The organism is [Empedobacter] haloabium (assembly GCA_008011715.2).
Taxonomy (GTDB): domain Bacteria; phylum Pseudomonadota; class Gammaproteobacteria; order Burkholderiales; family Burkholderiaceae_D; genus Rugamonas; species Rugamonas haloabia.
Genome location: CP136508.1, coordinates 2,521,889 through 2,536,993, shown reverse-complemented (window position 1 = coordinate 2,536,993; position 15,105 = coordinate 2,521,889). Strand labels below are relative to the sequence as shown.

Here is a 15,105-nt window from a genome sequence, read left to right as displayed (position 1 = left end):
AACCACAACAGGAAGCAGCCCGCATGTCCGTGCCCGGGCGCGATCGCGCCAACCACTTCACCCCGCTGCGGCTGCTTCTCGCCCTGCTCGTCCTGCTGGCGCACGCGCCCGAGCTGGTCGACGGCGACCGCCGGCGCGAGCCGCTGACCCGGCTGTTCGGCACCCTGTCGTTCGGCGAGTTCGCCGTCGACTGTTTCTTCCTGCTGAGCGGCTACCTGATCGTGCAAAGCTGGCTGGCGGCACCGCATGCCGCCACCTACCTGCGCAAGCGCGTGCTGCGCATCTATCCCGGCTTCGTGGCCGCTTCGCTCGTCTGCGGCCTCGTCGTGGGACCGCTGGGCGCCGATCCCTCGGCCTACGCGGCCGGCTTCTGGCCCGGCGGCTTCGTCACCGGCGTCGCGCTGCTGCAGACGCCGGTCGTGCCACCCGTGTTCGCGGGCCAGCCGCACGCCAGCGTGAACGGCTCGATGTGGACGATCAGCCTGGAATTCGCCTGCTACCTGACGGTCCTGGCCGCTGGCCTGGCCGGCATGCTGCGCCGCCGTCACCTGTGGCTGATGGCCAGCGTTGCGCTGGTCGCGGGCGCGCTGGCCTGGCAGCTGGCGGGCCGTGCCCTGCCGGACCTGGCACGGCTGGCGATGTGCTTCTTCTGCGGCGGCAGCTTTTATCTGTACCGCGAGCGCGTTGCGCGCTGGCCGGCGGGTCCCTTGACCATCGCGCTGGTCGGGCTCGCGCTGCTGGCGGCACTGGGCTCGCGTGTGCTGGCCGAAGCGGCGCTGGCCACCCTGGGCGGCTGGCTGCTGCTGCGTGCCGCCTACGCCCCCGCGCCTGCGCTGGCCGCGCTGCGGCGGCTGCCGGACGTGTCGTATGGCGTTTACCTGTACGGCTGGCCCGTGCAGAAGCTGCTGCTGTGGTACTGGCCCGCGCTTTCGCCGTGGACCTTGTTCGCCCTGGCCGCCCCGCTGGCGATCGCGCTGGGCGCCGCCAGCTGGTACCTGGTCGAAAAACCCTGCCTGGCCCTGCGCGACTGGGGCTGGCGCAAAACCCGGGACAGTCCCCTGTTTTGAGGCAATCTTTCCAAAATTCGGGGACTGTCCCCGAATTTTGGCAACTTCTGGGCGGCCGCTTCCGGGACAGTTCCGCAATCCCCTGACGACACGAACTGTTCGGCGCTACCGCCTCCGCATGATGAGAACGCGCCGGTAACGCTGCTCAGTGCTCGTGCGGGATGCAGCCGCAGGGATCGATCCCGATCGACGCGTCAACCAGCTCGCGCCCTGTCGGCCCGATGACGGCAAAGCGCAGGTGGGCGACGTGGCGGGCCTGTCCCGTCAACAATTGCCAATCCGTGCGTTCGACGGCATCGAGTCGGCAGCAAGCCGGGTTGAGGCGGCGAAAGCGCGCAATCTCGGCCGGGGTGGCTGGGCCGCGCTTGATCGAACAGTCGGTCCCCAGCGCCGGACAATAGTAGCGCACGACGTGACCGATCGCAGCGTCGAGCAATTCCGGCTCGCTGTAGTGGCGCCACTGCGCCACGCACGCACCCGCATGGTTGAACGCCAGGACCGACAGTGAAACCAGCGCCACGCAAGCGGGCGCGCACGCGAACATCCGCCCGCGCGGCAACCAGCGCAGGGCGCTCGGCACGCACGCCAGCAGTGCGCAGACCGGCAAGAGCAGCAACGCCGGTTTCGCAACAATCCCGTCGACGCCGAGCGCCAACTGAAACAGGACCACCAGCACATCGAGTGTCAGCACGCACAGCATCACGCGGCCGCCGATGTCCTCGAGATGCGGCCAATAGCGCAGGGATAGCTGCGCTGCCGTGACCAGCAATGCAAAAACAAGTGCTGGCGCGGCGAACAGGAACGACAATGCGGCAGTCATGGTGGCAAGCGGGATGGCGGCCCGCCATGATAATTCGTTTTCCCAACAGCAATCAACACCTCAAGCATGCGCCGCTTACGGCCGCGCTTGCCTATACTCGACGGCATGGCCTCCACCATCCGCATCGGCATCTCCGGCTGGCGCTACGAACCGTGGCGCGGCGAGTTCTATCCCGGCGACCTGGCGCAGGCGCGCGAGCTGGAGTTCGCGTCGCGCGCGCTGCCGACCATCGAGATCAACGGCTCGTTCTACTCGCTGCAGCGGCCGAAGAGCTACCAGGAGTGGTACGACGCCACGCCGGCAGGCTTCATGTTCAGCCACAAGGGCAACCGCTTCATCACGCACACGCGCCGGCTGCGCGAGCCGGAACTGCCGCTGGCGAACGTGTTCGCCTCGGGGGTGTTCAACCTGCGCGAAAAACTGGGTCCCTTCCTGTGGCAGTTCCCGCCCAATTTCCAGTTCGACGCGGAGCTGGTCGAGCATTTTCTCAGCCTGCTGCCGCACGACACGGAGGCGGCGCTGGAGCTGGCACGCCGGCACGAGGCGCGCATGAACGGCCGTGCCGTATTGGAGATCGATGCCAGGCGCAAGCTGCGGCACGCGATGGAGATCCGCCACGAAAGCTTCAACGACAAGCGCTTCATCACGCTGCTGCGCAAGTACAAGGTGGCGCTCGTGGTGGCCGACACGGCCGGCAAGTGGCCCGACTACGAGGACGTGACGGCCGACTTCATGTACCTGCGCCTGCATGGCGAGAAGGAGCTGTACGCCAGCGGCTACACCGACGCGGCGCTGGACCGCTGGGCCGCGAAGATCCATGCCTGGAGCACGGGCGGCCAACTGGCGGACGCGAAACTGATCTCCACGGCGGCGCCGCCGAAACGGGCCAGCCGCGACGTGTTCTGCTACTTCGACAACGACATCAAGGTGCACGCGCCGTTCGATGCGCGCGCCCTGCTGGCGCGGCTGGGGTTGGGCCAGGGACTGACGGCACTGGGTCCGCGCCCGCAGCGCTAGCTGGGGTCTGTCCCTACGGGACTGACCCCGAAGTTTATCGAACGAAGCCGCGCACGAACTTCAGGGTCAGTCCCCATGCGGGGACAGACCCTTGTGGATCGCATGCCACTGGCGTCAGTCTACGCCGCAGCCTGCTCCGCCGCCAACGCCGGACTATGCAAGGGCGCCTCGCGCAAGCGCCGGCAGCCCAGCAACATCAGCACCCCCAGCGCGGCGGCCGTCGCGCCGAACAGGAACACGCCGGACAGCGCCGAGGCGAACTTGCCCACCATGCCGATGCCCACGCTGCCCAGGGCGTCGCCGCCGGCCTCCTGCGCCGTCCACAGGCCGTTCACGCGGCCCAGGTAGTGGTCCGGCGTGTGCCCCTGCACCAGCGCATACTGCAGCAGCGAGGCGACCGACACCAGGTAGCCGAACCCCACCAGCAACAGCAGCGACAGCGGCAGCGCGGGCGAAAGCCCCAGCAGCATGACGCAGGTGCAGGCGCCGACGCCGGCCAGCAGCATCGCCCGCCCCGGCCGCTGCAGCCCCTCGGTCCAGCCGCTGACCAGCGCACCCAGGGTGGCGCCGAGCGGCACGGCCGAATACATCAGGCCCGCCGCCATCGCCGCCGCGGCCGGGCCATGCTGGGCCTCGGCCAGCGCCGGGAACAGCACGCGCACGGCGGTCGCCAGGGTGACGATGGTGCCGGCGACGGCCGTGCCGGCCACCACCGCGTTCGTCACGAGGAAGCGGAAGCCCTGCGCCAGCGCCCGCAGCGGATGCTCGTCCTCGCCACCCTGCGGCTGCATCGTCGGCAGCCCCAGCAGCGGCAGCAGGGTCAGGCCGGTGCCGATGGCGGCGATCAGGTAGCACCAGCCGACGCCGGCCAGCGCGATCAACGCACCGCCCACGGCCGGCGAGATCACCGTAGCCAGGCGCATCGTCACCATGCTGATGGCACGCGCCTGCATCAGGTTCTCGCGGCCGACGATGACGGGCATGCAGGCCATCAGCGCGGTCACGCCCAGCGCGCCGAAGAAGCCGTCCCATGCTGCCAGCACGTAGATCGCCAGCAGCGATGGTGCCGGCAGCCAGGCATTGGCGGCCAGGCCGACGAAGCCCAGGCCGCAGATGAAGCGCGCGGCCAGGATCAGCCGGCGCCGGTCCCAGCGATCGGCCAGCACGCCGCCCAGCAGCAGGCCGATGAACATGCCGGCGCCCTCGACGGCCATGGCCGTGCCAACCTTGAGCGGATCGCCCGTCAGCGCATGGATCTGCATCGGCACGGCGACCGACAGCATGCCCAGGCCCAGCAGCGAGATGGTGCGTGCGATGAACACGCTGCGAAACGCCGGATTGCGCCGCAACAGGCCGAAATCGGCAAACAGTTTCTTTTTCATGCTTCTCTTTTCTTCATGATTTTCCTTTGTTTTCTTCATGCTTTTCCCTTGATTGCGTCGTTCAGCAGCGGCCCGAGCGTCTCGAGCGACTGCGGCGACATGATGTTCTCGTGCGAGGCCTGCGCCAGCCGGTGCACCCGCAGCGAAGCCACGTGGCGGCGCCAGTCCCGTTCCGGTTCGATGTAGCCGGGCAGCGACTGTTCGGCCACGAACACGGTCAGGTCGCCGTCGTAGTCCGGCGTGCGGGTGCGCGACAGCAGGCGCACCGCGTCGCCGTAGTTGGCGAAGATCTGCGCCAGCAGCGCCTCGCGCTCGGCCGCCGCGCCGGCATCGTTGTCGCCGGCGTCCTGCAGCAACTGCTGCTGTTCGCGCTCGGCGCCCAGTGCCGCTTCCGCGCCCTGCGGGTCGTTCCAGTCGTGCACCTCGGCCGGGTAGGTGTCCAGCAGGCCCAGGAAGCTGACCTCCTCGCCCAGCGCGCGCAGCCGCGCCGCCAGCGCATAGGCGATCGTGCCGCCCAGCGAGTAGCCCAGCAGGCGATATGGCCCCGCCGCCTGCACGCCGCGCACGATGGCCAGTTGGCGTTCCACCAGCGTTTCCATGTCCGGACTGGTGGCGATCAGGCCATGCGGTCGTGGCGACTGCAGGCCGACGATCGGCACGCCTTCGTCCAGGTAGCGCGCCAGCACGCTGTATTGCCAGGCGAAGCCGGAACCGGGATAGAAGCAGAACAGCGGCGTGCCGCTGCCGGCGCGCAGCTCGATGACCGGATCGAAGCCGTCGCCGCCGAAGTCGTTGCGCATGCCGTCGTCGTTCAGGCGCGCGGCCAGGCGCGCCACCGTCGGCGCCGTCATGATCTGGCCCACCGACACAGGCCGCTCCAGCACGCGCCGGATCTCGCTGGCCAGGCGCATCGCCAGCAGCGAGTGGCCGCCGATGGCGAAGAAATCGTCGTCGGCATACACCTCGGGCAGCCCCAGCACGCTGGCGAAGACTTGCGCCAGCCGGCTTTCCAGGCCACGCGCGGGCGCGCGGCGTGCACCTTCCGGCCGGGCCGGCAGCGGCAGCGCCTTGCGATCGAGCTTGCCGTTGGCGGACAGCGGCAGCCGCTCCAGCGCCACGAAGGCCACCGGCACCATGTGGGCGGGCAGGCGGTTTTGCAGCGCGGCGCGCAGGCTTGCGTCCTCCGGCAGCACCGCATCGGCCGCCGGTACCAGCCACGCCACCAGCTGGCGGTCGTCGAGGTTGGCGCCGCCCTGCCCCAGCGAGACGGCGCCGACGGCGGCCTGCGCCACCTGCGGCAGCGCCGTCAGCACGCTTTCGATCTCGCCCAGCTCGATGCGCTGGCCGCGCAGCTTGACCTGGTCGTCGGCGCGGCCCAGGTACTCGACGTTGCCGTCGTCCAGCCAGCGCACCACGTCGCCGGTGCGGTACATCCGTTCGCCCGCGGCAAACGGATCGGCCACGAAGCGGCCCGCCGTCAGCCCCGGCTTGCCCAGGTAACCCATGGCCAGTTGCACGCCGCACAGGTACAGCTCCCCGACGGCGCCGGGCGGCACCGGCCGCAGCCAGCGGTCCAGCACGCGCAGCCGCGTGTTCCAGACCGGGCGGCCGATCGGCACCGAGGCGCCGCCGCGTGCATCCAGGCCGCTGGCCGGCATGTACGTCACGTCCACGGCCGCTTCGGTGGGGCCGTACAGGTTGTGCAGTTGGGCGCGCTGCACCCGGCCGAAGTCGGCCGCCTGTGCTTTGGTCAGCGCCTCGCCGCTGCAGAACACCAGCCGCAGCGAGCCGGCGCGGCGTTCCTCCAGGGTCGCGAGATGGCTGGTGAACGTGGCCAGCATCGAGGGCACGAAGTGCATGCAGGTGGCGCCGAAGGCTTCCACCGTGTCCAGCAGCGCGGCCGGGTCCTTGTGCGCGTCCGGCGCGGCCATCGCCAGGCTGGCGCCCGTCAGCAGCGGCCAGAAGAACTCCCACACCGAGACGTCGAAGCCGCACGGCGTCTTCTGCAGCACCACGTCTTGCGGCCCCAGCGCATATTGGTGCTGCATCCAGGCGATGCGGTTGACGATGGCCCGGTGCGACACCAGCGCGCCCTTCGGCCGCCCGGTCGTGCCGGACGTGTAGATCAGGTAGGCCGGATGGTCCGGCGTCAGTGCCGGGTCCAGCTCGCTGCCGCAGGCGCCGGGCGGCGCCAGTTCGTCGAAGGCCAGCAGCGGCGTGGTGCCGGCCAGCGCGGCGAAGCGCTGCCGCTCCGCGCCGGACGTGACCAGCAGCCGCGGCGCGGCATCGGCCAGCATATAGCCCAGGCGCTCGTCCGGATAAGCCAACTCCAGCGGCAGGTAGGCGGCGCCCGCCTCGATCACCGCGTGCAGCGCGATGGTCAGGCGCACGGAGCGCGGCAGCGCGACGGCGACGATGTCGCCCGGCCCCACGCCCTGTGCGGCCAGTTGCCCGGCCAGCACCCGCACCTGCTGGCGCAGTTGGCCGTAGTCGAGCGCGTGCTCGGCATCGCACAGCGCCGGCGCGCGCGGGGTGCGCTCCGCCTGCGCCGCCAGCGCGCTGCGCAGGGTGGCCGGCGGCAGCGGGTGGGCGGTGGCGTTGACGGCATCGAGCATGCGCGTCTCCGCCGCCGTCAGCAGCGGATAGCGGGCCAGCGGCAGTTCGGGTGTCGCCAGCGCGGTGCGCAGCAATTGCAGCACGCGTGCCGCCAGCGCGTCGGCATCGGCCAGCGCGCCGCGGTTTTCCACCAGCAGCGTGATCGCATCGCCGGGCAGCACCAGCAGCGCCAGCGGGTAGTGGCTGTAGCCGCGGTTGTGCACCTCGCCGGCACGCAGCGGCTGGCCGTCGGTGCCCGGCAGCGCCTGCGCCAGGTAGCTGTTGTCCGGATAGTTCTCGACCACCAGCAAGGTGTCGAACAGGGTGGCGCCACCGGCCGCGCGCTGGATCTCGGCCAGCCCAAGGCCGTCGTGCTCCTGCAGTTGCGCGTGCTGGTGCTGCAGCGCGGCCAGTTGCGGCCACAAGGGCACGTGGGCCTCGAGCCGCACGCGTACCGGCACCGTGTTCAGGAACAGGCCGACCTGTTCGCCGATACCGTCCACCGGCGCGCTGCGCCCGGCCACCGGGGTGCCGAACACCACGTCTTCGCGGCCGGCCAGCGTACCGATGACGACACCCCAGATGGCCTGCATCAGCACGTTCAACGTGATGCCGGCGGCGCGCAGGCGCGCCGTCAGCTGCGCGCTTTCCTCGACCGTCAGTGCGGCCAGGCTTTCCGTGACGGTGCCGGCGGGTTCGCCGAACAGTACCGTTGGCTGCACGTGCGCCAGCGCGCCCTGCCAGGCGGCGGCTGCGGCGCCATGGTCGCGCGCGGCCAGCGTGCCGACCACGGCCGGGTAGTCGATCGCCAGCGGCGCCAGCGCCGCGTCGGCGTGATAGGCCGCCAGCAGGTCGCGCAGCAGCAGCGGCGTCGACCAGCCGTCGATCACGAGGTGGTGGATCGCCAGCAGCAGCACGTGTTCGCGTTCGCCGGTCCGCATCAGGCCCGCCGCCAGCATGCCGCCGAAGCGGTCCGTATGGCAGGAACGGGCCAGCAGGTCGGTCTCGATGGCGGCGATGCGGTGCGCCCGCGCTGCCGGCTCCAGCGCGACCAGGTCGTCCTCGCGCCACGGCCACTGCACGGTGCCCGCGCGCGGCAGCAGGAACACCGGCTGCGTCACGGTCTCGGTGTCGAACAGGCCGCCCAGTTGCGGGTAACGACCCAGTACCGCGTCCAGCGCGCGGCGCAGCCGGGCCGCATCGAGCGCGCCGTGGAACGGGATGCGGGTGAAGGCGCTGTAGCTTTGCGCCCCGGCGCCGCCCGCCAGCCGGGTATGGAACAGCATGCCCTGCTGCAGCGGCAGCGCGGGCGCGGCCGCTGCATAGCTGCCGTGGCGAGTCGCCAGCGCGGCCGCGTCCCCGTCGGCCAGCCGCCATGCGGCGACCTCGCCCGCCAGCGCCGTCAGCGCGCCGGCCATGGACCGTGGCGTGCGCAGTGCGAACACGGCGGACGGCCGCAATTCCCGGCCGCCCTTGCGCAGCTCGCCGCACAGCATGATGGCCGAGATGCTGTCGCCGCCCAGCGCGAAGAAGTCGTCGTCCGCGCCCACGCGCGGCAGTTTCAGCACCGCCGCCATCGCGCCGCATACCAGGGCGGCGGCACTGCCGGCCGCGGGCGCATCGCTGTCGGACGCCATCACGATGGCTTCCGGCGGCGGCAGCCGCTTGCGGTCGATCTTGCCGCTGACGTTGCGCGGGAAGGCATCGAGCACCAGCAGCAGCGCCGGCACCATGTAGTCCGGCAGCGCCTGTGCCAGCAGCGCCAGCAGCTCACGTCCGCGCGCGGGCGCGTCCTCCGGTGCCACCCCCGGCACGGCGCAATACGCCACCAGGCGGTGGCTGCCGTTGACGGGTTGCGCCAGCACGATCACGCTTTCCACGCCGGGCAGCAGCGACAAGGCGTTCTCCACTTCGCCCAACTCGACGCGGTAGCCGCGCACCTTGACCTGGTCGTCGCAACGGCCGACGAATTCCAGCTGGCCGGCGCCGTTCCACCGTACCAGGTCGCCGGTGCGGTACATGCGCTCCCCCGGTTCGCCGAACGGATCGGCCACGAAACGGGCAGCCGACAAGTCGGCGCGCGCCAGGTAGCCCAGCGCCAGGCCGGCGCCGGATACGTACAGTTCGCCCAGCGCGCCGGGCGGCACCTGTTGCAGGCGCGCGTCCAACACATATACGCGGGTATTGCCGATCGGCCGGCCGACGACGGGGCGCGCGCTGCCGTGGATCGGCGCGCGCAGCGTGTCCACCGTGTATTCGGTCGGCCCGTACAGGTTGTGCGCCTGCAGCGCCGGGTAGGCGCGCAGTTGCTGCCACAGCGCGGCGGGTGCCGCCTCGCCGCCGATCAGGATCAGGGTCGGATGATGGGTGCCCGGCGCCATCAGGCCGTTGTTCAGCAATTGCGCCAGGAACGATGGCGGCAGGTCCATCGCGTCGATGGCGGCGCTGTCGACGTAACGCGCCAGCGCATGGGCGTCGCGGCGCAGCTCCTCGTCCACCACGTGCAGCTCCTCGCCCTGCAGGAGCCAGAACAGCTGCAACCACGAGGAGTCGAACGAGAACGAGTGGGTGTGGGCGGCGCGCAGCGCGCGGCCCGGGAACTTCGCACGCACATCGGCGCGCGCCGGTTCGTAGATGGTGCCGCGGTGCGAGCCGATCAGGTTCAGCAGCGCGGCATGGGTGTTCATCACGCCTTTCGGCCGCCCCGTGCTGCCGGAGGTGAAGATGACGTAGGCGATGGCAGCGCCGTCGGCCGGGTCGCGCTCCTCGAGCGACAGCGGCTGCGCCGGCAGGCCGGCCAGGTCGGCTCGCACGCCGGGCGCGTCCAGCCGCAGGCAGGCCAGCCCGGCCGGCAGCGGCACATCGACTTTCGTGCTGCACAATGCCAGCACGGGTTGCGTGTCCTCGCACATCATGGCGATGCGGTCGGCCGGGTAGTCCAGGTCCAACGGCAGGAACGTGGCGCCCGATTCCAGCACGGCCAGCATCGCAACGACGGAGTCGATCGAGCGCGGCAACGCCACGGCCACCACGCGCCCGCGCGCGGCGCCGCAGGAGCGCAGCAGGCGTGCCAGCTGGGCCACGCGGCCTGCCAGCTGGCCGAACGTCAGGCGCGCGGCGCCGCAGACCAGCGCCGTGGCCTGCGGCTGGATGCGCGCCTGCGCCGTCAGCAAGTCGGCGATCGTGCGCAGGGTTGGGTCAAGCGCGACCGTGGCGCCGCGCGACCACGCGGCCAGTGCCGCGCGTTGCGACGCCGGCAGCAGCGCCACCTGGGCCAGCGGCGCGTCCGGCCGTGCCGCCCAGTCCTCCAGCAGGTGGACGATACGCTGCGCGTGCGCCGCCAGGTCGTCCGCGGTGTAGCGTTCGCCCGCCGCGCGCAGCTCCAGCACGATGCCGCCGCCGTCCACCTGCAAGGCGAATTCCAGGTCGTCCACCGGGCCCGTCGCCAGATGGTGCGTCAGGCCTGGCGTGCCGGCCAGGTCGAGCCGGTAGTCGAACATCTTGTAGTTGATCAGCGCGCCGTACAGCCGGCGGCCGGTGCCGACGGTGCCGGCATCGCGGGCGATCTGCTCGGCATCCATGCGCTGGTGCGGGCGCACGGTCTTGAGCGCCTGGCGGAACGCGGCCGCGGCGGCGAACCAGTCGTCGCCCGGCGCCACCGTCACGGCGACAGGCAGCACGTTGACCAGCGGCGCCAGGGTGGCGACGGCGGCGCTGCCCATGCGGCGCATGAAGGGCACGCCGATGCTCTGGCCGGCCTGGCCGGTCATGCGCACCAGGTAGCCCGCCAGCGCGCCATGCAGCAGGTCGGCGACGGCCAGGCGCTGCCCGGCCGCACGCGGATCGTGCGCGATACCCTGCACCGCCTGCGCCAGCGCGGCCGGCAGCGCCAGTGTGTGCACGACAATGCCGGGGCCGTTGCCGCCGGCCTGCGGCGCCAGCGTCGTCGCCGGCGGCAACTGCTCCGCATAGTCGCGCCAGAAGGCGCGGTCGGCGACGCACGTGTCGGACGCCCGGTACGCCTCGTACTCCGCCACCGCGCCGGCGACGCCGGTGAACGGCGCCGGCGGCACGTCCGCCCCCTGCGCCAGCGCCGTGTAGACGGCGGCGATGTGGCGCGTCAGCGCGACGAAGCTGAAGCCATCCAGCATCACGTGGTGATAGCGCTGGTACCACAGCAGCACCGCGGTGCCGGCGTCGTCGACCCGGTACAGTGTGTGTTTATAAAGCCGCTCGCTGCCGCCGATGGCCAGCGCGCGGCCGGCATCGGCCTGCATCTCGGCCAGCGCACGTGCCCTGCCGTCCGGCGCGGCGCGCCAGTCGTGGCAGGCCGGCGCCGGCACGTCCTCGGGCGTGGCGAAGCGCGGCACCTCCTGTACCGCAGCGGCGCCGGCGGCGCGGTAGCGCGCCATCACGGTGTCCGCGCCGGCCAGGCCGATGCGGATCGCCTGGGCCAGCAGCGCCTCGTCCACCGCCCCGCGCAGCTCCACGCAATGGGCGATCACGTAGCCGCTGGCGCCCCGCTCCGTCACCTGGTCGGCCAGCCAGATGCCTTGCTGGCTGCCGTTCAGCGGCAGCACGTCGATATTGCTGATGTCGTTCATCGCCACCCTCACGCGTGGCCGGCCACGCCGGGCGCGAACGGATTGATGGCCTGCCAGTGGCGCTCGACGTATTCGACGCATTCGGCGCGCGCGGCGGGCCCGAAACGGCTCTCCCAGCCGGCCGGCAGCTCGGCGAATTCCGGCCACAGGCTGTATTGGCCACGGGCGTTGCGCAGCACGGAGAAACGGTGTTGTTCGTCGTCGAACGGGTTCACATAGTCTTGGCTCATGGTTCTAGTTCCTGTTGTGTCGTTGTGTCGTTCAAGAGGCGCGCCAGGCCGTCCAGCAGCCCGTCGCGCCAGCAGATCCAGTCATGGCCGCCGCGCACCTGGCGGTACTCGACCGCGTGCCCCGCATCGGCCAGCGCACCGGCCATCGCGCGGTTCACGCCGGTCATCTCGGTCTCGTAGCAGCCCACTTCCAGCAGAGCGCGGATGCGGGCACCGCCACCGAGGCCGGCACGGACCTGCTGCGCCAGCCAGCCGTCGCCCTCGCTGCGGTCCGGCTCCGGCCACCAAAACGAGCCGGACTGGCTCAGCGCACAGCCGAAGCAGTCCGGCCAGCGCAGCGCCGCGTACAGCGCGGCCAGGCCGCCATAGCTCTGTCCCGCGACGACGGTGCGGCGCGGGTCGATGGCGTACGGATAGACCTGGGTCAGCAATTCCTCGCGTACGGCCAGCCAGAACGCCTCGTTGCACGGCAGTTCCTGGCCGCGCAGCGCCGGGTTGACGGCATCGACCAGCACATAGACCGCCGGCGGCAGCACGCCCTGCGCCGTCAGCCGGCGCAGGGCGCCCGCGATCGGCATCTGGCGCGCCCAGTACTGGCCGTCCAGCAGCAGGACCAGCGCGGGAGCCGCGTCGTCCGGGCCGGTGCGCAGTCGCCAGACGTCGCGTGCCGTGTCCAGCCGGTCGCTGCGCCAGCGCTGCGCCGTCACGCCATCCGTATCGGGTGCGTCGCGCCAGGCGTCGTGCACCGGCGCCTCGGCCAGCAGCAACGGCGACAGCGGCACGCCCCAGCCGGTACCGTGCGGCGGCAGCGGATTGAGCGGGTCGGCGCTGGCCTGGCGTTCCATCAGGTCGATCCACCAGCGCCGGACGGCGGCACGTTCGTCCGGGGCCTGCTGCCCGGGCGCCAGCGGCAGCAGGAAATAGCTGCCGCGCCAGTCCGCCGGCAATGCGGTGCGCCACAGCCAGACGTCGGTCGTGCCGACGCGCTGCAGGTGCGTGCGTTGCGTCACCGGGTGCGGCGTGTGCGAGTAGACGTCGATGCACACCGCCGCGCATGCGGTGCCGCGCCACAGGAACGCCAGCTCGACGTCGCCGTCGGTTCGTCCGCGGCGCAGCGGCGTGCCGACAGCGGCGACGTCCTGCCACCAGGCGGTGCTGCCCAGGTCGGGCCGGTCCAGCAGGTGCAGCGTGTTCACGTGCCCACCCGCCGGGCCGGTTCCGCTGCCACGACCGCCGGCGCGGGCGCCGCCGACCAGACGCTGTCGAGCGCACCATCGCTCGCACGGCGTGCCGCCCTGCGCGCAGCCCAGGCGAACGCGGCGGCCAGCAGGAGTGCGGTGCCATCCACGCCCAGGGTCGCGGGGCTGGTATGGGCCCACATGCCCGATGCCGGCACCAGCGCGGCGACCAGGCTGGTGGCCGGTATGGCCGCCGCCGCCAGCGCGCAGGTCCACAACAGCTCGCTGCCGGCACGTGCCGCACCGCGCAGGAACGCCCAGGCCACGCAAGCCAGGAACACGGTGTAATAGACCGTCAGGTAGGCGCCATTGCCGTGGGCGCCGAACGCATGCAGCCATTTGGCGGCCACCAGGCAGGCGCCAACACCGGCCATGCTGCCCAGGCACACGCCCACCGTGGCGGCGGCGATATTCGCGGTGCGCCGCGGCTGCGCCGGCAAGGGACCGTTCTTGAGCTGGTTCTTGCGGCGCTTCTCGATCCACAGCAGGTTGCCCGTGTAGAACAGCGCGGCGCCCGCGAGGCCGAAGGCGAAGTACAGCCAGCGCACCGTCATGCCGCCATAGCTGCCGAAGTGCAGCGCGAAGAACGGCGCCACCAGGGAGCTCCACGTGTTGCCCTGCCCCGGCAGCATGCTGGTGCTGAGGATCGCGCCGGAGTATGGCTGGATGATGACGAAGCCCGTCTCGGCGGCCTGCACCAGGTGGCGCGGGCTGGCGACGGCGGCGCGCACGATGGGGCGCGGCGACTCCACGCCCATGTACAGGAGCTCCGTCACCTCGAAGCCGGGCGCCTGCCGCTGCACGCGCCGTACCAGTTCACTGGCCGGCAGCAGCTTGGTGGCGTCGCGCGGCGTGGCGCCGATGGCAGGCGGCGCAAACATCGGCTGGTCGCGGTAGACGATGCCGCGCAGGCCATCGTAGAACTGGTCGTGGAACGCGAATACGACCACCGTAAAGCTGATCACGATGTGGAACGGCAGGCTGGTGATGCCCAGGATGTTGTGGGCGTCCAGCCAGAAGCGCTTGCGGTTCTTGCCCGGCCGCAGCGCGAAGAAATCCTTCACCAGGGTAGGCAGCAGCAGGATCACGCCCGAGACCAGCGCCAGGAAGTACAGCACGCCCGCCACGCCCATCACGTAGATGCCCAGGTATTCCTCGCCCAGGGTGCCGGGAATGCCGCCGGTACGGTGCAGCATGTCGATCAACTCGGCCAGCAGCGAAGGCTGCTGCTGCGTGACGGCCAGCTTGCCGTCGCCATCCAGCGTGGCCTGCCAGCGCACCAGGCCCAGGTCGATCTCGTGGCCCGATTCGCCGGCCTGCCAGCTGACCGGTGCCGGCGCATCCTCGTGACGCGTTACGTGCAGGGTGAATTCCTCGCGCGCGGCCGGGTATTGCGCCAGCACGCTTGCCACCACCCGGTCCACCTGGGCCGGCGCCAGCTGCTGTACCGGCACCACGGGCGCGCTGACCCAGCGCTCCAGCGGGCCCTTGAACATGGTCAGGGCGCCGCCGAAGAAGCCGATGAACAGCAGCATGCCGGCGCAGATGCCGCCCCACGTGTGCACGGCCTGGTAGACCCTCAGGATATCGCTGCGAATTTTCATGTCAGCCCCTCACCCAGAACAGCAGGCCCCACGCCAGCAGGTTGGCGCCGCCCAGCCACAGCATGGCCTGGATACCGCTGCGGAACAGCCAGACGAAGCCGAACACGGTCAACCACAGCGGCGCGATCAGCCACATGACGAACTGCGACTTGTCCGGCGCGGCGATGCCGCCCGGGCCAGCCCAGGCAAACACGCCAGCCAAGGCGAAGGCCAGCGTGACGCCCAGCACGGCGCCGGCAAAGGTCTTCGACCACCAGTCCGGCCGGATCGGCGCGCGCTTCACCTCGGCGTTCATGGCGCCCTCCGGCGCAACAGCGCGGCGAACGGCAGCAGGCCCCAGGCCAGCATGGCCAGCACCAGCCACGCGAAGACGGCCGTCAGCGGCGTCCATGCGGCCAGCGCAGCGGCCAGCGACGCCGCCAGCAGCAGCACGCCTGCCACTCGGGCGGCGGAAGGCAGCGGCTGGCGCAGCCAGCCCTGGTGACGGTGGGAGAGATACAGCACGGCGCAGCCGGCCGTGCCAAGAATCAGGAAAAGGAGGTTCATGC

Annotated in this window: 10 protein-coding genes; 2 read left to right on the top strand and 8 right to left on the bottom strand. The window is 71.2% G+C overall.

Going from position 1 to position 15,105, the window contains the following annotated elements:
* Positions 1-23 precede the first annotated feature (23 nt).
* Positions 24-1,067 (top strand): acyltransferase, encoded by a 1,044-nt coding sequence (locus E7V67_011085; GenBank protein WUR15616.1) that lies wholly within the window; start codon positions 24-26, stop codon positions 1,065-1,067.
* A gap of 145 nt (positions 1,068-1,212) precedes the next feature.
* On the opposite strand, the gene E7V67_011080 is transcribed toward E7V67_011085, so the two are convergent.
* The gene (locus E7V67_011080) at positions 1,213-1,887 is read right to left on the bottom strand and encodes a hypothetical protein (GenBank protein WUR15615.1); all 675 of its coding nucleotides are present in this window, start codon (positions 1,885-1,887) and stop codon (positions 1,213-1,215) included.
* 105 nt (positions 1,888-1,992) lie between these two features.
* On the opposite strand from E7V67_011080, the gene E7V67_011075 reads away from it, so the two are divergent.
* Positions 1,993-2,904, top strand: coding sequence for a DUF72 domain-containing protein (locus E7V67_011075; GenBank protein ID WUR15614.1), 912 nt, complete (start codon positions 1,993-1,995; stop codon positions 2,902-2,904).
* 119 nt (positions 2,905-3,023) lie between these two features.
* On the opposite strand, the gene entS is transcribed toward E7V67_011075, so the two are convergent.
* From entS to E7V67_011040, 7 genes are read right to left on the bottom strand one after another with little or no spacing between them, the layout of a single operon-like run.
* The gene (entS, locus tag E7V67_011070; GenBank protein WUR15613.1) at positions 3,024-4,286 is read right to left on the bottom strand and encodes an enterobactin transporter EntS; all 1,263 of its coding nucleotides are present in this window, start codon (positions 4,284-4,286) and stop codon (positions 3,024-3,026) included.
* A 35-nt stretch (positions 4,287-4,321) separates the two neighbouring features.
* Positions 4,322-11,485, bottom strand: coding sequence for an amino acid adenylation domain-containing protein (locus E7V67_011065; GenBank protein ID WUR15612.1), 7,164 nt, complete (start codon positions 11,483-11,485; stop codon positions 4,322-4,324).
* An 8-nt stretch (positions 11,486-11,493) separates the two neighbouring features.
* Positions 11,494-11,715, bottom strand: coding sequence for an MbtH family protein (locus E7V67_011060; GenBank protein ID WUR15611.1), 222 nt, complete (start codon positions 11,713-11,715; stop codon positions 11,494-11,496).
* Complete coding sequence (gene fes, locus E7V67_011055; protein WUR15610.1) at positions 11,712-12,911, bottom strand: enterochelin esterase; 1,200 nt, start codon at positions 12,909-12,911, stop codon at positions 11,712-11,714. Before fes ends, E7V67_011060 begins: the two co-directional genes overlap by 4 nt.
* Positions 12,908-14,557, bottom strand: a complete 1,650-nt coding sequence (locus E7V67_011050) for a PepSY-associated TM helix domain-containing protein (GenBank protein WUR15609.1) — start codon at positions 14,555-14,557, stop codon at positions 12,908-12,910. Before E7V67_011050 ends, fes begins: the two co-directional genes overlap by 4 nt.
* Position 14,558: 1 nt before the next feature.
* Entirely contained in the window at positions 14,559-14,852 is a 294-nt protein-coding gene (locus tag E7V67_011045) for a hypothetical protein (GenBank protein WUR15608.1), read from the bottom strand.
* Positions 14,849-15,103, bottom strand: a complete 255-nt coding sequence (locus E7V67_011040) for a hypothetical protein (GenBank protein WUR15607.1) — start codon at positions 15,101-15,103, stop codon at positions 14,849-14,851. Before E7V67_011040 ends, E7V67_011045 begins: the two co-directional genes overlap by 4 nt.
* Positions 15,104-15,105 lie beyond the last annotated feature (2 nt).

Excerpts from the sequence above, each read along its gene's own strand:
- entS (WUR15613.1), bottom strand. The coding sequence starts at position 4,286 with ATGAAAAAGAAACTGTTTGCCGATTTCGGCCTGTTGCGGCGCAATCCG.
- E7V67_011060 (WUR15611.1), bottom strand. The coding sequence starts at position 11,715 with ATGAGCCAAGACTATGTGAACCCGTTCGACGACGAACAACACCGTTTC.
- E7V67_011045 (WUR15608.1), bottom strand. The coding sequence starts at position 14,852 with ATGAACGCCGAGGTGAAGCGCGCGCCGATCCGGCCGGACTGGTGGTCG.
- E7V67_011040 (WUR15607.1), bottom strand. The coding sequence starts at position 15,103 with ATGAACCTCCTTTTCCTGATTCTTGGCACGGCCGGCTGCGCCGTGCTG.
- E7V67_011050 (WUR15609.1), bottom strand. The coding sequence starts at position 14,557 with ATGAAAATTCGCAGCGATATCCTGAGGGTCTACCAGGCCGTGCACACG.
- E7V67_011085 (WUR15616.1), top strand. The coding sequence starts at position 24 with ATGTCCGTGCCCGGGCGCGATCGCGCCAACCACTTCACCCCGCTGCGG.
- E7V67_011080 (WUR15615.1), bottom strand. The coding sequence starts at position 1,887 with ATGACTGCCGCATTGTCGTTCCTGTTCGCCGCGCCAGCACTTGTTTTT.
- E7V67_011075 (WUR15614.1), top strand. The coding sequence starts at position 1,993 with ATGGCCTCCACCATCCGCATCGGCATCTCCGGCTGGCGCTACGAACCG.
- E7V67_011065 (WUR15612.1), bottom strand. The coding sequence starts at position 11,485 with ATGAACGACATCAGCAATATCGACGTGCTGCCGCTGAACGGCAGCCAG.